Raw genomic sequence first — 17,071 nt, 5'->3', positions numbered from 1 at the left:
ATGTTGCACAGCTGAAGTGTTACTGGCTAGCGGCAGAGTGTTTCGGGCTTTTGCTTGACAGGTTTCATTCAGCTTTAGTCAACGCAATAAGGCCTGTTAACTTTGGTCTGTAGGATAAGTGGATAAGTTCTGTAGGGAAGATCTCTAGCGTCGCAACGCCAGCATGACAACGCCGGCCGTGATCAGACCGATTCCGCCCCATTGGCGCAGGTCGAGTTTTTCACCCAGCAGGATCACGCCGAGCACCGCGACCAGCACCACGCTGAGTTTGTCCACCGGAGCGACCAGTGAGGCAGGGCCGACCTTGAGCGCGCGGAAGTAGCAAATCCACGATGCGCCAGTGGCCAGTCCCGACAGCAGCAGGAACAGATAGCTTTTGGTGGAAATCGATCCCAGTGACTGATATTGGCCCGTGGCGCACAAAATCAAGGCCAGGCTGACCAGGACCACGATGGTACGCAACAGGGTGGCAAAGTCGGAATTGACGTTTTCAATGCCGACTTTCGCGAAAATGGCCGTCATTGCCGCGAATGCCGCCGATAACAGGGCCCAGAATGTCCAGGAAGAAAAGAAGCCTGAGCCCATCTCATCGCACCTTAAATTCAAATGTCGGCCTGCTGAAAAGCTAGATCGCTTCCAGCTTCGCATACCCCAACATCAGCCACTTGCTGCCTTCGCTGAAGTTCACTTGCACGCGGGCCTGGGCCCCGGCGCCTTCGAAGTTGAGGATTACGCCATCGCCAAACACTGAGTGGCGTACGGTCTGCCCCAGGCTGAAGCCGGTCTGCGGGATCTCGCTGCCGCTGAACAGGTTGCTGCCACTCATCGACTGGTTGCCACCGAAAGGACGGCTGACGCTGTTGGAAAGTCGCACTTCCTGAATCAGGCCTTTCGGCACTTCGCGTACGAAACGCGAGACTTTGTTATAGGTCTCGCTGCCGTACAGACGTCGGGTTTCAGCATAGGTCATCACCAGGTTCTGCATGGCCCGGGTGATGCCGACATAGGCCAGGCGACGTTCCTCCTCAAGACGGCCGGGCTCTTCCAGGCTCATCTTGTGCGGGAACAGGCCTTCTTCCATGCCCACCAGGAACACATAAGGGAATTCCAGGCCCTTGGCGCTGTGCAAGGTCATCAACTGAATGCTGTCTTCGTGCTCGTCGGCCTGGGTATCCCCGGCCTCCAGCGACGCATGACCGAGGAACGCCGCCAGTGGCGTCAGGTCCTCGTCTTCTTCGCTGTTTTCGAAGTTGCGCGCGGCGCTGACCAGTTCCTCAAGGTTTTCCACCCGGGCCTGGCCTTTCTCGCCTTTTTCCGCTTCGTGATAGGCAATCAGCCCGGACTGCTCGATGACGGTCTGGGTCATCAGGTGCAGCGGCATCTCCATGCATTTGGCCGCGAGATTCTCGATCAGCTCGACAAATGCGCCCAGAGCGCTGGCCGCGCGACCGGTCAGGCCCTTGTTGGCCACGAGCTGACGCATGGCTTCCCACATCGACACATCGCTGTGGCGCGCGTGGTCACGAATCGCTTCGACGGTTTTCTCGCCAATGCCACGGGCCGGGACGTTGATCACCCGTTCCAGTGCCGCATCGTTGCCTCGACCTTCAAGCAAGCGCAGATAGGCCATGGCGTTCTTGATTTCCGCGCGTTCGAAGAAGCGCTGCCCACCATAGATGCGGTACGGGATGCGCTCACGCAGCAAGGCTTCTTCCAAAACGCGCGATTGGGCGTTGGAGCGATACAAAATGGCGATATCGCTACGGGCCAGGCCGGTTTTCAGCGCGCTTTCGATGGTTTCGACAACGTAGCGGGCTTCGTCGTGTTCATTGAATGCAGCGTACAGATTGATGGCTTCGCCTTCGCCGCCGTCAGTCCACAACTCTTTGCCCAGGCGCCCGGTATTGTTGGCGATCAAGGCGTTGGCGGCCTTGAGAATCCCGGCGGTGGAGCGGTAGTTCTGCTCCAGGCGAATGGTTTCGGCGTCCGGGAAGTCTTCGGAGTACTGATAGATGTTCTCGATTTTCGCGCCACGCCAGCCGTAAATCGACTGGTCGTCGTCGCCAACCACCATCAGGCTGTCGCCACCCTTGGCCAGCAGACGCAACCAGGCGTACTGAACGGCGTTGGTGTCCTGGAACTCGTCCACCAGAATGTGCCGGAAGCGCTTCTGATAATGCGCCAGCAGCCCCGGGTGATCGCGCCACAGGTCCAGTGCGCGCAACAGCAGTTCGGAGAAGTCGATGACGCCGGCGCGCAGGCACGCGGCCTCGTAGGCTTCATAGATGCTGCGCATGGTGGCCAGAAACAGGTCGCCGCTGGCTTGAATGTGTTGCGGACGCAGACCTTCGTCTTTCTGCCCGTTGATGAACCATTGAGCCTGACGGGCAGGCCAGCGTTGCTCGTCCAGGCCGAGCTCACGGATGACCCGCTTGACCAGTCGCTGCTGATCGTCGCTGTCGAGAATCTGGAAGGTCTGGCTCAGCCCGGCTTCCTGCCAGTGCGCCCGCAACAAGCGGTGGGCCAGGCCGTGGAAGGTGCCGACCCACATGCCGGCCGGGTTGATACCCATTAACTGCTCGATGCGATGACGCATCTCGGCAGCGGCCTTGTTGGTAAAGGTCACCGACAGAATGGAGTGAGGCGATGCGTTTTCGACCTGGATCAACCAGGCGATACGGTGCACCAGCACTCGGGTTTTACCGGAACCAGCACCGGCCAGGACCAACTGACGACCCACGGGGGCTGCTACGGCCTGCCGTTGGGCATCGTTGAGGGAGTTCAGCAGAAGGGAGAGATCATCGCGCATCGGGGCATTCTAGGGGGCTGCGTCACACCGGGCAAACCCCGCTTTGTTTTAGCCGATGAAAGAGGCGCGCGTGACGACCGGTCAGTCATTGTCCGCAGGCGCTGGCCGGCCTTGCCCAGCGGCTTTTACTCCCGAGACGGGTGGTCGTACTTTTGACTGTTTTTTAACCTGTAGCTGTTTGGTCCGGGCATTTGCTTGTGTATGCTCCGTTCACGTTTCGAGCCTGTGCTCGTCATTATAAGAACAAGAATATTGCCTATGATCTTCAGCTCCCACCTGTCGGGCCCCACAGTGGAGCCTCGGGTTATCCGTAAACAATACGCTATGGAAATGGCGGTCGAACGCACGCGTCTGCTTTATCAGGGCTCTTTGCTGCCGACATTGTTCATGTTGATCAATGGTCTGGTCTGCGCCGGGTTGCTCTGGAGCCCGCAGCGGTACTTCCTGGTCAGTGTCTGGATGGTGTGGTTGCTGTCCCTGGTGGCCTTGCGCGTGATTCAGGTCGCCGCCTTCGATTCGGCGATTCCCAACCGTCAGGCGCATCCCGTCTGGCGACGCATGTTTTTGCTGGGCTCCGGTCTGACTGGCTTGACCCTCGCTGGCGCGGGCATCGCGCTGGTTCCCGCCGATAACTTCATCCAGCAGGCCTGGGTTTTCGGTCTGATCGGCGCCGCGGCACTCTCAGCCAGTGTGGCCTATGCGGTCAGCCTGCCGGGGTTCCTGTCGTTCACTTTGCCCTGTTTGTTGCCGGCCATCGCCTATCTGTTCTGGGGCGGCGATGAGCAGGCGCAAGGCTGGGGCTGGTTCGGCCTGATTTTGTTGGGCGCCCTGAGCGTGGTGGCCTGGCAGGTCAACCGCCTGATCGATCGAGAGTTATTGCGACGCTTCCAGAATCAAGCGTTGATCGAGCATTTGCAGCAGGCGCAAAACTGCAGCGACCAGCTCAATCAAAAGCTGGCCAGCGAAGTTGAGCAGCGCCGTCGCGCCGAAAACGAACTGCGTGAAATTCAGGCCGGCCTGGAAAGCCGTGTTGCACAACGCAGCCTTGAGCTGGACGCTGCCAACCAGGCGCTGAGCAAGAGTGAGGCGCGACTGGCCCTGGCATTGGAGGCCAGTGAGCTGGGTCTATGGGACTGGAACCTGCAAACCGATGAGGTCCATCACACCCAGATTCAGGAGCTGTTCGGCCTGGAGCCAGAATACGTGACGGCCATGCTGCGTCATCTCAAGCCACGCCTGCATCCCGACGATCTTCCTGCGCTGAGAAAGGCGTTGGTCGAACATTTGAAGGGGCGGACCGAGGATTACCAGATCGAATACCGGGTGCGTCATGCCGACGGCCACTGGGTGTGGATCGAAGATCGCGGGCGAGCGGTGGAACGCGCTGAAAACGGCCGGGTGATCCGCATGGTCGGCACCCGTCGCGACATCAGCGCCAGCAAGGCGCTCGAAGAGCAGCAGCAACTGGCGGCGACGGTGTTTGAGGCGGCCAGCGAGGGCATTGTGATTTTTGATCCGAATTACGCCCTGATCGCCATCAATCAGGCCTTCAGCCGCGTGACTGGCTATGAGATCGAAGACATGCTGGGGCGCAACGTCGTCGAGTTGCCCTGCAGTCGCGATGCGCGCCGACACTACGGAGCGATTCACCAGGCGCTGGAGCAATACGGCAGCTGGCAGGGTGAACTGGTGGAAACCCGCAAGAACGGTGAGATGTACCCGCAATGGCTGCAATTGAGCACTGTGCGCGATACTCGGGGAAAGGTAAGCCATATTGTCGGCTTCTTCTCCGATCTCTCGGCGCGGCGAGAATCCGAAGAGCGCATGCGCTATCTAACCCATTACGACGAACTGACGGGCCTGGCCAACCGGGCGATGTTCCGCGAACGGCTCAGCGAAGCGCATCAGCGAGTGCGCCAGGGCGGCTATCGCAGCCTGGCACTGCTGCATATCAATCTGGATCGCTTCAAACAGCTCAACGATAGTCTTGGCCACGAAGTCGCCGATCAGTTGCTGCAGAAAATGGCTCGGCGGTTGGTCAACGCGCTGCCCGAGGCGGACACCATTGCGCGTTTGTCGGGCGACGAGTTTGCCGTGTTATTCAATTCCTACGGCAACCTCTCGAGCCTGGCGCGGGTAGCGACGCGCTTGTCGAATAAGTTGCGTTTGCCGTTGACCATCGATGGCCATGAACTGGTGGTCAGCTCATCCATGGGGATCAGCCTGTTGCCGGACAACGCCCGGGAGATTTCCGCGCTGGTCAGCCAGTCGAACATGGCCATGCAACATGCCAAACATCTGGGCGGCAATAATTTCCAGTTCTACACCGACAGCCTGCAAGCCAGCACGCTGGAGCGCTTGCAGCTGGAAAACCAGCTGCGCAAAGCCATCGATGAGAATCAGTTGATGGTGTTCTACCAGCCGAAGCTGTGTCTTGCCACGGGCAAGCTGAATGCTGCCGAGGCCTTGGTGCGCTGGGACCACCCGACCATGGGCCGCGTGCCGCCGGGAGACTTCATCGGGCTGGCGGAAGAAACCGGGCTGATCGGCCCAATTGGCGAGTTCGTGTTGCGTCAGGCCTGCTGGCAGGCCTGTGAGTGGCAGCGACAGGGGCTTGAGCCGATTCGGGTGTCGGTCAATCTGTCGGTGTATCAACTGCGTCAGGGCAAACTGGTCAGCCTGGTTCGGCAGGTGCTGGAGGAAACCGGTCTGGCGCCGCATTACCTGGAGCTGGAGCTCACCGAAAGCCAGTTGCTGGACAGCGTCGAGCACATCATCGCGAATTTCCAGCAGCTGCGTGATTTGGGCGTGAAGCTGGCGATCGATGATTTCGGTACCGGCTATTCGTCACTGAGCTATCTCAAGCGCATCCCGGTGGATTACGTGAAGATTGATCAGGCGTTCATTCGAGGCCTGGGGGAGGGTAGCGAGGACGCGGCGATTACCCGGGCGATCATCGCCATGGCTCACGGCTTGTCGTTGAAGGTAGTGGCGGAAGGGGTCGAGCGTCAGGAGCAACTTGAATTCCTCAAGCAAGAGCACTGCGACGAGGTGCAAGGGTATCTGATCAGCCGGCCCATCGAGGCGGAGAGCCTGGCGATCCTGTTGCGGGAGCAATTCGCCGGTTGAATGGCAAGATTTCCCGTCGGGCAGGTTTGAATGCCGACGGGAAATCGGGAATATGATGTTTTTAGTGGGTCATCAGAACTTCATCGATATGGTGAATTAACTTTCCGTCGTGAAAGATACTGACGCCGGTGACATAGGATTCGCCAGATACTTTATATTCGACAAGTTTGTCGGTCTCGACCTGTAAAGAAATTTGATTGGAAGTTTCAAGTTTCAAATCCAGGCTAAGGTCATAGGATTTGTCCTGTATCGGACTGAGTTCAAGCTTGGGTGTGATGCCCGTATGGGCAACGGTCACAGTGCCGAAGGTGCGGAAAGATTTGGCGCCAGGCATGCGATCGATTTGTGCGGTCCAGTTCTTCGTTTTAATGCTCATGATATAGAGTTCCTTTAATTAATTGTTGTTGCTTCCTGCGGAGTTAATATATCGAGCAAAGTTTGATTGCGGGTAATAAAATAAAGTTGTGTTTGTAAGGTTATGTATATTGTTTTTATTGTTCTGGCGAGTCGGGATGAACCATCACTTAGCCGGCTGAAGACCGTAGTGAGCGCGAAAAGGGGAGGCAAGGGGCTGCTTCAAGCATCAGGCAGGACTGCTACATGAAGCGCAGGCACGTGAAATCGAGGGATCTGGTTACGCATTGAGCAGGCAAAAAGCCGTTTCATGTAGTATAACTACAAGCTTGCTACATCCCCCGGCGCTTGCCCATAACAAAGAGTCCACCCCTTTGAATCTGCTGCAACACATCGCCCAGTCTCGCCACCTGTTACGCAAGTCGGAGCTCAAGGTCGCCGACCACGTGCTGCTTGATCCTGCGGCCGTGATGCACAGTTCCATGGCTGATCTGGCCCATAGCGTGGGCATCAGCGAGCCGACCATCGTGCGCTTTTGCCGCGCTATCGGTTGCTCCGGGTTCCAGGACCTGAAGCTGAAGCTGGCCCAGAGCCTGGCGGCAGGCGCGAGCTTCGGGCAGTTCGCGATCCACGAAGACGATTCGGTCGCTGATTACAGCCTGAAGATTTTCGACACCACGTTGCACACCTTGATGGAGGTTCGCGAGAAGCTCGATCCCCTGGAGTTGCAGCGAGCCGTGACGCTGATGTCACAGGCTCAGCGCGTGGAATTCTACGGTTTCGGCGCATCGGGTGCGGTCGCGGCGGATGCCCAGCACAAGTTCTTCCGTTTGCTGCTCACGGCTGCGGCCTATTCCGACCCTCACATGCAGGCAATGTCGGCGGTGACCCTGAAACCGACCGACGTGGCGATCTGTATTTCCCAGTCTGGACGTTCCAAGGATTTGCTGATCACCGCCAACCTGGTGCGTGAAAGCGGTGCGTCATTGATCACGCTTTGCCCAAGTCAGACGCCGTTGGCCGAACTGTCGACCGTCAACCTGGCGATCGATGTGCATGAAGACACCGAAATCTACACACCGCTTACCTCGCGTATTGCTCACCTGGTGGTGATCGATGTTCTGGCGATGGGGGTGGCCATGGCCCGTGGTCCGAGCCTGGTCAATCACCTCAAGAGCGTCAAGCGCAGCCTTCGCGGCTTGCGGTTATCGCCCAAGTCGGTGAAAGCACTGGACGAATGATTTCAAGGTTGGCGTGGACTTTGTGGCGAGGGAGCAAGCTCCCTCGCCACGGGTGCCGCGGCGACCCACAAATTTTCATCAGTCTGTAACTTCAGAGCCGCCAAAGCGTCATCCCCCGCGCCTATCTTGAAGCTCCCGTACTCGCCTTGGGAGACTCGAAATGGCCCTGCCTTACGAAGAACGCAACAGCGCTGTCAAAACCCGTCGCCAGCAAGAAGATCAGCGCCGCATGGAATTTCGCCGCGCCATCGAAGATCGCTGTGAACGCCGTCAGCTTCTGGCCGAGATTGGTGATTTTCCTGAAGATCCGGAACTCAACTTTTGGCAGGCTGCATCGACAGCTTCCCGTCGAAACGCTCAACCAGCGCGCTGATCTGTACACGTTCGCTGCGAATGAACGCAAGGAATGCGTGAGCCACCGGTGACAGCCGTTTAGCCTTGGCCTGCACCAGGCACCAGCTGCGATACAGCGGCAGCTCCTCGACCGGTAACTCGATCAATCCGCCGGTCGCCAGTTCAAGGTTCAGGGCGTGGCGCGTTAACAGCGCCACGCCCAGACCCGCCAATACGCATTCACGCTGGGCTTCGGCTGACGAGACTTCCTGGGTCTGGTTGAAGTGCACGCGCTTCTCTTTGAAATACTCTTCGCAAGCCAGTCGCGTCCCGGAGCCGGACTCGCGCATCAGCAGTGTGTAGGGCTCAAGATCCTGCAATCGCAGCGGCCCCATGTGACACAGCGGATGATCCGGCGGCGCCACGGCGACGATGGGATTGTTGAGGAACGGCAAGAACTCCAGGCCCATGTCCTGCGGCACCATCGACATGATCACCAGGTCGTCGCGGTTGTCCGACAGGCGTCGAATCACCTGTCCGCGGTTGACCACCGTCAGTTGCAGGTTCACTTCCGGGTGCTGGCGCTTGAAGGCGGCAAACAGGTGTGGAACGAAATACTTGGCGCTGGATTCTACCGCCAGCTTCAATTGGCCCTGCAGCGAGCCCTGCATGTCCGAGAGCTGCATGTCGAGGTTTTCCAGGCGCCCGAAAATGTCCCGGCTGGCGCGTTGAAGGGCTTCCGCCGCTTCCGTCATGTAGAGTTTCTTGCCGACGTAGTCGAACAAAGGCTGGCCAATCAGTTCCTCAAGTTGCCGAATCTGTAGGCTGACGGCCGGTTGTGTGAGCGACATTTCGTCGGCTGCACGGCTGTAGGACCTTAGGTCACAGACTTCATTGAAAATCTGCAATTGACGCAATGTCATACGCATCAATGACTTACGCATTTTTTGCTCGCTCTCTTCGCCGGCAGATGTTTCAACTATAAGTCTTTACTTATGCATGACCCAATAATTATTCATTTTTGTTAATTCCTTGTGAGGGCTAGTGTGGGGCCGCGACCAGATTGAAACATTTGGTCACGCGTCGACCTGGTCTAGCAGGTCGTGGGTACCACCGGCTCATGGGAACCTCCAAGTGATAAAAAAGATCCTGATCGCCAACCGTGGTGAGATTGCCGTACGAATCGTGCGTGCTTGCGCCGAAATGGGCATTCGCTCGGTCGCGATCTATTCCGACGCCGACCGCCATGCCCTGCATGTGAAGCGTGCGGACGAAGCCCACAGCATCGGTGCCGAGCCGCTGGCCGGTTACCTGAACCCGCGCAAGCTGGTGAACCTAGCTGTGGAAACCGGTTGTGATGCGCTGCACCCCGGCTACGGATTCCTTTCGGAAAACGCCGAACTGGCGGACATCTGCGCCGAACGCGGGATCAAATTCATTGGTCCATCGGCTGAAGTCATTCGTCGCATGGGTGATAAGACCGAAGCTCGCCGCAGCATGATCAAGGCAGGCGTGCCGGTGACTCCAGGCACCGAAGGCAACGTGTCGGGCATCGAAGAGGCCCTGCTCGAGGGTGATCGTATCGGTTACCCGGTGATGCTCAAGGCCACTTCCGGTGGTGGCGGTCGCGGCATTCGTCGTTGCAACAGCCGCGAAGAACTCGAACAAGCCTTCCCACGCGTCATTTCCGAAGCCACCAAGGCTTTCGGTTCTGCGGAAGTGTTTCTGGAAAAGTGCATCGTCAACCCGAAACACATCGAAGCTCAGATTCTTGGCGACAGCTTTGGCAACGTGGTGCACCTGTTCGAGCGTGATTGCTCGATCCAGCGTCGCAACCAAAAGCTGATCGAGATCGCCCCGAGCCCGCAACTGACCCCTGAACAGCGCGCCTACATCGGCGACCTGTCGGTGCGTGCAGCCAAGGCTGTGGGTTACGAGAACGCCGGCACTGTGGAGTTCCTGCTCGCCGAGGGCGAGGTGTACTTCATGGAAATGAACACCCGGGTGCAGGTGGAACACACCATCACCGAAGAAATCACCGGCATCGACATTGTTCGTGAGCAGATCCGCATCGCCTCCGGGCTGCCGCTTTCGGTGAAGCAGGAAGATATCCAGCACCGTGGTTTCGCCCTGCAGTTCCGGATCAACGCCGAAGACCCGAAAAACAACTTCCTGCCGAGCTTCGGCAAGATCACTCGTTACTACGCTCCCGGCGGCCCGGGCGTGCGGACCGACACGGCGATCTACACCGGTTACACCATTCCGCCGTTCTACGATTCCATGTGCCTGAAACTGGTGGTGTGGGCGTTGACCTGGGAAGAAGCGCTGGACCGTGGCTTGCGTGCCCTCGACGACATGCGTCTGCAAGGGGTCAAGACCACCGCCGCGTACTACCAGGAAATCCTGCGTAACCCGGAATTCCGTAGCGGCCAGTTCAACACCAGCTTCGTTGAAAGCCACCCTGAACTGACCAACTACTCGATCAAGCGCAAACCCGAAGAGCTGGCCCTGGCCATCGCCGCCGCCATCGCCGCACACGCCGGTTTATGAATAAACAGCTGCAAGTTGTCAGCGGCAAGCTTCAAGTAAAAGCAGATTGGCTTTTTCTTGCAGCTTGTAGCTTGAAACTTGTCGCTATGAGGAGATACCAATGACTAAAAAGATCTTCGTTACCGACACCATCCTGCGCGACGCCCACCAATCGCTGCTCGCCACGCGCATGCGCACCGAAGACATGCTGCCGATCTGCGACAAGCTCGACAAAGTCGGCTACTGGTCGCTGGAATGCTGGGGCGGGGCGACTTTCGACGCCTGCGTCCGCTTCCTCAAAGAAGACCCGTGGGAGCGTCTGCGTCAACTGCGCGCCGCGTTGCCTAACACCCGCCTGCAGATGCTCCTGCGCGGCCAGAACCTGTTGGGCTACCGCCACTACAGCGACGACGTGGTCAGGGCGTTCGTGGCCAAGGCGGCGGTCAATGGCATCGACGTATTCCGTATCTTCGACGCCATGAACGACGTGCGTAACCTGCGCGTGGCCATCGAAGCGGTAAAAGCTGCCGGCAAGCACGCCCAGGGCACCATCGCCTACACCACCAGCCCGGTGCACACCATCGACGCGTTCGTGGCGCAAGCCAAGCAAATGGAAGCCATGGGCTGCGACTCGGTGGCGATCAAGGACATGGCTGGCCTGCTGACGCCGTACGCCACCGGCGAATTGGTCAAGGCCTTGAAATCCGAGCAGTCGCTGCCCGTATTCATTCACTCCCACGACACCGCGGGTCTGGCCGCGATGTGCCAACTCAAGGCGATCGAAAACGGCGCCGACCACATCGACACCGCGATCTCCAGCTTCGCCTCTGGTACCAGCCACCCGGGCACCGAGTCGATGGTTGCCGCCCTGAAAGGCACCGAGTTCGACACCGGCCTGAATCTGGAACTGCTGCAAGAGATCGGCCTGTACTTCTACGCCGTGCGCAAGAAATACCACCAGTTCGAAAGCGAATTCACCGCCGTCGACACCCGTGTTCAAGTCAACCAGGTTCCGGGCGGGATGATTTCCAACCTGGCCAACCAGTTGAAAGAGCAGGGCGCTTTGAACCGTATGGGCGAAGTGCTGGCTGAAATCCCGCGCGTTCGCGAAGACCTCGGCTTCCCGCCGCTGGTGACCCCGACCTCGCAGATCGTTGGCACCCAGGCATTTTTCAACGTGCTCGCCGGTGAGCGTTACAAGACCATCACCAACGAAGTGAAACTCTATCTGCAAGGCGGTTACGGCAAGGCGCCGGGCACCGTGAACGAGCAACTGCGTCGCCAGGCCATCGGCAGCGAAGAGGTTATCGACGTTCGCCCGGCCGACCTGCTCAAGCCGGAAATGGCCAAGCTGCGTGCCGACATCGGTGCCCTGGCCAAGTCTGAAGAGGATGTGCTGACCTTCGCCATGTTCCCGGACATTGGCCGCAAGTTCCTTGAAGAGCGTGCCGCTGGCACCCTGACGCCGGAAGTGTTGTTGCCTATTCCAGAAGCCGGCGGCATGGCCTCGGCGGGCGGCGAAGGCGTACCGACCGAATTCGTCATCGACGTCCATGGCGAAACTTACCGCGTCGACATCACCGGCGTGGGCGTGAAGGCCGAAGGCAAGCGTCACTTCTACCTGTCCATCGATGGCATGCCGGAAGAAGTCGTGTTCGAGCCGCTCAACGAGTTCGTCAGCGGCGGCAGCAGCAAGCGCAAGCAAGCGACTGAGCCGGGCCACGTCAGCACCACCATGCCGGGCAACATCGTCGACGTATTGGTCAAGGAAGGCGACACCGTCAAGGCTGGCCAGGCTGTGCTGATCACCGAAGCGATGAAGATGGAAACCGAAGTCCAGGCCGCCATCGCCGGCAAGGTCACCGCCATTCACGTGGCCAAGGGTGACCGGGTGAATCCGGGCGAGATCCTGATCGAGATCGAAGGCTGATTTAACAGCCTCGATAAAACGCTTTAAACCTCGGGGGGGCATGTGCTCCCCTTTTTTTTGCGTTGTTGGCCGAGTCGTATTTATGAAGTCACCACACTTCAAGTGAACTCATCGGTTATGCAAATACGCCTTCCCGTAGTGCCGCTCCATTCTTGCCTGAATCAACTCCAATCCAATCGACATCAGCCAGTAAATCACCGCCGCAGTCGTCAGCATCTCAATGTACCGATAGCTCGACCGCCCATAGGATTGCGCCAAAAACATCACTTCCCAAACCCCCATCACCGAGATCAGCGACGAGTCCTTGAGCATGGAGATGAACTGGTTGGTGGTCGGCGGGATGATGGTGCGCATGGCTTGGGGCAGGGTGACGCGCCAGAAAATCACGGTTTCGCGCATGCCCAGGGCCAGTGATGCTTCCCGTTGGCCATGGGGAACGCCGAGGATGCCTGCGCGAAAGATTTCGCTCAGGTAGGCGCCGTAGTTCAGCGACAGGGCGATGATCCCGGCCGCGATGGCGCCCGGTACGACGCCCAGTTGAGGCAGGCCGAGGTAGATCAACAGAATCTGTATCAGCAAGGGTGTGCCGCGAAAGAACGAGGCGTAGAAACTGGCGATGCCGAACGCCACGGCGCTTTTCGACAGCCGCCCCAGGGCGGTGATGAAACCCAGCAGCGATGAGGCGACGATAGAGCACAGGCACAGAAACAACGTCAGCGCCGCACCTTGCAGGAAGCCGTTGGGCGCCAGGTGCAGGCCGACGAGGTTGGGCAGTTTGTCGAGGATGATTGAGAATTTCAGGTCGAAGCTCAGGAAGAAGCTGGTGAACAACCCGAGCATGGCCGCCCAGGTCAGGTACAGCCGCGTGCGGAAACTGAAGATCCGTTGCAGTCGTGACTCAGCCACCGGTTGCGGTGGCTGGGGAGGTTGCTGGAAAGAAGTCATTTACTGATATCGGCGCCGATCCATTTTTGCGAGAGCTTGCTCAATGTGCCGTCCTGTTTCAACTGGGCGAAGACTTCACGTACTTTGCTGTCCCACTGGGCGTCACCCTTTTCAATGGCGACCGAGTTCGGCTCCGAGTACAGCGGGTCGCCGGCCAGTTTGAAGCGCTTGTCTTCGTTCAGGCGCGGTTGGGCGGTCACCAGGTTAGTGAGAATCGCGTCCAGTCGAACCCCGGCCCCCAGGCCCAGGTCCTGGAAGGCGACGTTGTCGGTGTCATACGGGGCGATCTGCACGTCTTCGAACGGGTACTGCAATTGCGTGTCTTCGGCGCCTTCGATCACCAGGTTTTTGTTCAGGTAGCTTTCGTAGCTGGAGGCGCTGGTGAGGCCAACTTTCTTGCCGCTCAGGTCCTTGGCATTGTGAATGCGTTCATCCTTGGCGTTCACCACGATCACCGCCGGCGAAGCGTAGTACTCGACCGGGAAGTCGAAGACCTCGGCGCGGGCTTTGCTCGGGGTCATGGAGCAGATACAGATGTCGTAACGACCACTCCAGCGGCCAGCGGCAATCACATCCCAGGACGGGGTTTCGAGGCGCAGTTTCACACCCAGCTTCTCGGCCACGGCTTTAGCCACGTCGACGTCGAAACCGTCGAGTTGGTTCTGGTCGTTGAGGAACGAGAACGGTGGATAACTTTCCATCAACACGCCCACCAGTTCTTTCTTTTGTTCGATGCGATCCAGCGTGGCGCCGCCAAAGGCTTGGGTGGAGGCAGCCAGAATCGTCAGGCCCAGGGCCAATAGCGGTTGGAATTTCACAGTCGATCCCTGATAAAAAATGATTGTTATTAACCGATTGGTGCGTATTAAATAGTTATAACAACGACTCTGGTAGTGAGTTATTTTCATAAGCTTATGAGTGAATAGCATATGGGCGCAGCAAGCACAGTGATTCTGGATGGTGGCATGGGCCGCGAGTTGCAGCGCCGAGGGGCTCCATTCAGGCAGCCCGAATGGTCGGCGCTGGCCTTGAGCGAAGCACCGCAAGCGGTAGAGGCGGTGCACGCGGCTTATATCGAAAGCGGCGCGAATGTGATCACCAGCAACAGCTACGCGGTGGTGCCATTCCATATCGGTGAAGAGCGTTTCGCCGCTGAAGGTCAGGCCCTCGCGGCGTTGGCCGGTGAGCTGGCGCGGCGAGCAGTCGATGCGGCGGGCAAACCGGTGCGCGTGGCAGGCTCATTGCCTCCGCTGTTTGGTTCTTATCGTCCGGACCTGTTCGACGCCAAACGTGTCACTGAATTGCTGACGCCACTGGTGAAGGGGCTCGCGCCGCATGTTGACCTATGGCTGGCGGAAACCCAGAGCTCGATCGTTGAGGCGCAAGCGATACACGCCGGTCTGCCGAAGGACGGCAAGCCGTTCTGGCTGTCGTTTACCTTGAAGGATGAAGACGTCGACGAAGTGCCGCGTTTGCGTTCTGGCGAGCCAGTGGCCGAGGCGGCGGCAGTGGCGGTTGAGCTGGGCGTCGAGACGTTGCTGTTCAACTGCAGCCAGCCGGAAGTGATTGGCGCGGCGATTGATGCGGCGCGGGAAGCGTTTGAACGGTTGGGGGTGAACATTCAAATCGGCGCGTATGCCAATGCCTTCCCGCCGCAACCGAAAGAGGCGACGGCTAACGATGGGCTGGACCCGTTGCGCGACGATCTCGATCCGCCAGGTTACCTGCAATGGGCGGCGGATTGGCGCAAGCGTGGGGCGAGCCATTTGGGCGGGTGCTGCGGGATCGGGCCGGAGCATATTGCTGTGCTTGCCCAGAAACTGGCGTGAAGCCATTCGCGGGCGGGCTTGCTCCCACAAGGTTTGGACTGGCCACGATAATGTGACCATCGCAAGACCCTGCAGGAGCGAGGCTTGCCCGCGAAGGCGCCCGTCCAGGCGCTAAAGATCTACCCGCGGCACTCTGCCAGGGTTTTCACCTGCCCCGATTCCGTCTGGTTCTCATCGCTCAACCAGCGCGCGAACCCGGCACCAATCGCCGGCCATTCCGAATCGAGGATCGAGTACCACGCGGTATCGCGGTTCTGTCCCTTGACCACCATGTGCTGGCGAAACACGCCTTCAAAACTGAATCCCAACCGCTCGGCCGCGTATTTGGAGCGGGCGTTGGCGTTGTTGCATTTCCATTCCAGGCGCCGGTAACCCAGGGCGAATGATTCCTTGGCCAACAGGTAAACCGCCTCGGTACTCTTTGGCGAGCGTTGCATCGGCGCGCCGAAGGTCACATGGCCGATTTCGATGCGACCCTGGGCCGGCACGATCGACATCAGGCTGAGAATGCCTTGAACCTCGCCTGTGGCTTTATCGATCACGCTGAAGAAGTACGGGTCGCTATTGGCCGCATGGTTGTTCAGCCAATCGTTGAACGCGCTGCGCTGGGGGAAGGGACCGTAAGGCAAGTAGTCCCAGAGTTTGGGGTCGGCGCCCGGGCCTTGCAGGACTTCGAACAGACCGTCGCCGTGGCGCGCCGGGTCGAGTTTTTCCAGGCGGATGAAACGCCCTTCGATGAGTTGAACCGAGGGTGCCGGGACGCCTTTCCAGTCCGCGAGTGAAATCGACATGTTGTTCTCCTTGAACCTTAAATGGCTTTGCGAAACTGGATGAAACCGGGACGTTCGGCGATGCGCTCGTAGAGCTGGATCGCGGTGGCGTTGGTTTCGTGGGTCAGCCAATGCACCTTGCAGCAACCGTCGGCCTTGGCTGTGGTGTAGACGAATTCAATCAACTGGCGGCCCACGCCCGTGCCGCGGGTTTCTGGCACTACCAGCAAATCTTGCAGGTAGCAGGAATTTTCGATGCTCCAGTTTGAACGATGGTAGATGAAATGCACCATGCCCACGGCTTTGCCGTCGGCCCAGGCCAGAGCGGCGTGGGTCGGTTCGTTTGTGGCGAGGATGCGCTGCCAGGTGCTTTGGGTGACGGCATCCGGCAATTCGGTGTTGTAGAAGCGCAGGTAGGCCTGCCACAACGGCAACCACGCGGCGTGATCATCGGCGGTGACTGGGCGAATGTCGATTTGACTCATGGCGAATTCCTTAGCGCATCAATTGGGCAAGGGTTTGGTCGTTGACTTCGGGGCTGGCGGCCAGGCCTTCACGTACGCCGGCGATGTCGGCGGCGCTGCGGTTCTGGCTGAGCTTGCGCTTGCCTTCCAGACGGTCGATGGGAATGGCGAAACCGACGATGGCCTTGAGCATGCCGTCGATGTAATCGGCGGGGGCATCGGCCACGGACCACGGTTGAGTGCGGCCAGCTTCATGGCGGTCGGTGAGGGTGCTGACGATGTCCAGCAGCCGCCCGCCATCGCTGAACGTTTCGGCTCGGCCATAGGCGTGTACGGCGACGTAGTTCCAGGTTGGCACGACTTTGCCGTGTTCGGCCTTGCTCGGGTAGAAGCCGGGGCTGACGTAGGCGTCGGCACCGGCAAAAATCAGCAGGGCTTCGGCACCGTCGCGCAGGTCTTTCCACTGTGGGTTGGCTTTGGCCAGATGCCCGTACAACGTGCCGTTCGAGCCTTGTTCGCAATGCAGCAGCACCGGCACATGACTGGCTTGCAGGCCGCTCTCGCCCTGGGTAACCAATATGGCGAGGCGGGTGGCGAGGATCAGTTCATGCAGTTGGGACAACTCGTCGATGGCAAAAGCGCGCGGCGTGTACATGGGGATATTTTCCTTGGCGAATGTCTGCATCCTAGGCAGGCTATTGGTCTGTTGTAAGAGCCATTAACGACCAATTTCATAGG

The 17,071-nt window shown here is 58.9% G+C and carries 15 protein-coding genes; 6 read left to right on the top strand and 9 right to left on the bottom strand.

All coding sequences use genetic code 11. The features are described 5' to 3' along the window. Positions 1–144 precede the first annotated feature (144 nt). On the bottom strand, positions 145–585 hold the full coding sequence (locus GQ39_RS24590) for an EamA family transporter (RefSeq protein ID WP_047535280.1): 441 nt from the start codon (positions 583–585) through the stop codon (positions 145–147). A gap of 40 nt (positions 586–625) precedes the next feature. Next, positions 626–2,809 carry a DNA helicase II gene (gene uvrD, locus GQ39_RS24585; protein WP_047535277.1) on the bottom strand — a complete coding sequence of 728 codons (2,184 nt, stop codon included), beginning with the start codon at positions 2,807–2,809 and terminating at the stop codon, positions 626–628. 258 nt (positions 2,810–3,067) lie between these two features. Between uvrD and GQ39_RS24580 the strand changes: the two genes are divergently transcribed. Beyond that, entirely contained in the window at positions 3,068–5,938 is a 2,871-nt protein-coding gene (locus GQ39_RS24580; RefSeq protein ID WP_047535275.1) for an EAL domain-containing protein, read from the top strand. Positions 5,939–5,999: 61 nt separating this feature from the next. Here GQ39_RS24580 and GQ39_RS24575 read toward each other — a convergent pair whose 3' ends face one another. Continuing rightward, a complete protein-coding gene (locus GQ39_RS24575) occupies positions 6,000–6,314 on the bottom strand; it encodes a hypothetical protein (RefSeq protein ID WP_047535272.1) in 315 nt (104 codons plus the stop codon). A gap of 352 nt (positions 6,315–6,666) precedes the next feature. Here GQ39_RS24575 and hexR point away from each other — a divergent pair, with 352 nt between their 5' ends. Together hexR and GQ39_RS31845 are read left to right on the top strand one after the other, a co-directional pair. Continuing rightward, positions 6,667–7,533: a transcriptional regulator HexR gene (hexR, locus tag GQ39_RS24570; RefSeq protein ID WP_047535270.1), complete on the top strand. Its 867-nt coding sequence runs from the start codon at positions 6,667–6,669 to the stop codon at positions 7,531–7,533. Between the two features lie 160 nt (positions 7,534–7,693). Beyond that, positions 7,694–7,906, top strand: a complete 213-nt coding sequence (locus GQ39_RS31845; RefSeq protein ID WP_081997966.1) for a PA3496 family putative envelope integrity protein — start codon at positions 7,694–7,696, stop codon at positions 7,904–7,906. On the opposite strand, the gene GQ39_RS24565 is transcribed toward GQ39_RS31845, so the two are convergent. Beyond that, the gene (locus GQ39_RS24565) at positions 7,848–8,810 is read right to left on the bottom strand and encodes a LysR family transcriptional regulator (RefSeq protein WP_047535268.1); all 963 of its coding nucleotides are present in this window, start codon (positions 8,808–8,810) and stop codon (positions 7,848–7,850) included. The two genes, GQ39_RS31845 and GQ39_RS24565, sit on opposite strands and share 59 nt — an antisense overlap. Before the next feature lie 190 nt (positions 8,811–9,000). Here GQ39_RS24565 and GQ39_RS24560 point away from each other — a divergent pair, with 190 nt between their 5' ends. After that, positions 9,001–10,416 carry an acetyl-CoA carboxylase biotin carboxylase subunit gene (locus tag GQ39_RS24560; protein ID WP_047535265.1) on the top strand — a complete coding sequence of 472 codons (1,416 nt, stop codon included), beginning with the start codon at positions 9,001–9,003 and terminating at the stop codon, positions 10,414–10,416. Between the two features lie 100 nt (positions 10,417–10,516). Then, positions 10,517–12,325 (top strand): sodium-extruding oxaloacetate decarboxylase subunit alpha, encoded by a 1,809-nt coding sequence (oadA, locus tag GQ39_RS24555; protein WP_047535262.1) that lies wholly within the window; start codon positions 10,517–10,519, stop codon positions 12,323–12,325. 108 nt (positions 12,326–12,433) lie between these two features. On the opposite strand, the gene GQ39_RS24550 is transcribed toward oadA, so the two are convergent. Both GQ39_RS24550 and GQ39_RS24545 read right to left on the bottom strand, forming a co-directional pair. Then, on the bottom strand, positions 12,434–13,270 hold the full coding sequence (locus tag GQ39_RS24550; RefSeq protein ID WP_047535259.1) for an amino acid ABC transporter permease: 837 nt from the start codon (positions 13,268–13,270) through the stop codon (positions 12,434–12,436). Next, the gene (locus GQ39_RS24545) at positions 13,267–14,088 is read right to left on the bottom strand and encodes an ABC transporter substrate-binding protein (protein WP_047535257.1); all 822 of its coding nucleotides are present in this window, start codon (positions 14,086–14,088) and stop codon (positions 13,267–13,269) included. The genes GQ39_RS24550 and GQ39_RS24545 overlap by 4 nt, the downstream gene beginning before the upstream one ends. Positions 14,089–14,199: 111 nt before the next feature. Here GQ39_RS24545 and GQ39_RS24540 point away from each other — a divergent pair, with 111 nt between their 5' ends. Next, positions 14,200–15,099 carry a homocysteine S-methyltransferase family protein gene (locus GQ39_RS24540; protein WP_047535255.1) on the top strand — a complete coding sequence of 300 codons (900 nt, stop codon included), beginning with the start codon at positions 14,200–14,202 and terminating at the stop codon, positions 15,097–15,099. 119 nt (positions 15,100–15,218) lie between these two features. Here GQ39_RS24540 and GQ39_RS24535 read toward each other — a convergent pair whose 3' ends face one another. From GQ39_RS24535 to GQ39_RS24525, 3 genes are read right to left on the bottom strand one after another with little or no spacing between them, the layout of a single operon-like run. Next, a complete protein-coding gene (locus GQ39_RS24535; RefSeq protein WP_047535252.1) occupies positions 15,219–15,890 on the bottom strand; it encodes a GNAT family N-acetyltransferase in 672 nt (223 codons plus the stop codon). A gap of 17 nt (positions 15,891–15,907) precedes the next feature. Next, complete coding sequence (locus tag GQ39_RS24530; protein WP_047535249.1) at positions 15,908–16,354, bottom strand: GNAT family N-acetyltransferase; 447 nt, start codon at positions 16,352–16,354, stop codon at positions 15,908–15,910. A 10-nt stretch (positions 16,355–16,364) separates the two neighbouring features. Further along, positions 16,365–16,988: an FMN-binding negative transcriptional regulator gene (locus GQ39_RS24525; RefSeq protein WP_047535246.1), complete on the bottom strand. Its 624-nt coding sequence runs from the start codon at positions 16,986–16,988 to the stop codon at positions 16,365–16,367. Positions 16,989–17,071 lie beyond the last annotated feature (83 nt).

Origin of the sequence: Pseudomonas sp. 11/12A (genome assembly GCF_000800055.1) — a bacterium.
Lineage (GTDB): Bacteria > Pseudomonadota > Gammaproteobacteria > Pseudomonadales > Pseudomonadaceae > Aquipseudomonas > Aquipseudomonas mohnii.
Note: the sequence above shows the minus strand (reverse complement) of the source record. Positions and strands in the feature narration are given on the sequence as shown.

What these genes read in the sequence shown, in the direction of transcription:
- GQ39_RS31845 (WP_081997966.1), top strand. Translation starts at nt 7,694, where the DNA reads ATGGCCCTGCCTTACGAAGAACGCAACAGCGCTGTCAAAACCCGTCGC.
- GQ39_RS24535 (WP_047535252.1), bottom strand. Translation starts at nt 15,890, where the DNA reads ATGTCGATTTCACTCGCGGACTGGAAAGGCGTCCCGGCACCCTCGGTT.
- GQ39_RS24550 (WP_047535259.1), bottom strand. Translation starts at nt 13,270, where the DNA reads ATGACTTCTTTCCAGCAACCTCCCCAGCCACCGCAACCGGTGGCTGAG.
- uvrD (WP_047535277.1), bottom strand. Translation starts at nt 2,809, where the DNA reads ATGCGCGATGATCTCTCCCTTCTGCTGAACTCCCTCAACGATGCCCAA.
- GQ39_RS24565 (WP_047535268.1), bottom strand. Translation starts at nt 8,810, where the DNA reads ATGCGTAAGTCATTGATGCGTATGACATTGCGTCAATTGCAGATTTTC.
- GQ39_RS24590 (WP_047535280.1), bottom strand. Translation starts at nt 585, where the DNA reads ATGGGCTCAGGCTTCTTTTCTTCCTGGACATTCTGGGCCCTGTTATCG.
- GQ39_RS24525 (WP_047535246.1), bottom strand. Translation starts at nt 16,988, where the DNA reads ATGTACACGCCGCGCGCTTTTGCCATCGACGAGTTGTCCCAACTGCAT.
- GQ39_RS24575 (WP_047535272.1), bottom strand. Translation starts at nt 6,314, where the DNA reads ATGAGCATTAAAACGAAGAACTGGACCGCACAAATCGATCGCATGCCT.
- GQ39_RS24580 (WP_047535275.1), top strand. Translation starts at nt 3,068, where the DNA reads ATGATCTTCAGCTCCCACCTGTCGGGCCCCACAGTGGAGCCTCGGGTT.
- GQ39_RS24540 (WP_047535255.1), top strand. Translation starts at nt 14,200, where the DNA reads ATGGGCGCAGCAAGCACAGTGATTCTGGATGGTGGCATGGGCCGCGAG.
- GQ39_RS24530 (WP_047535249.1), bottom strand. Translation starts at nt 16,354, where the DNA reads ATGAGTCAAATCGACATTCGCCCAGTCACCGCCGATGATCACGCCGCG.
- oadA (WP_047535262.1), top strand. Translation starts at nt 10,517, where the DNA reads ATGACTAAAAAGATCTTCGTTACCGACACCATCCTGCGCGACGCCCAC.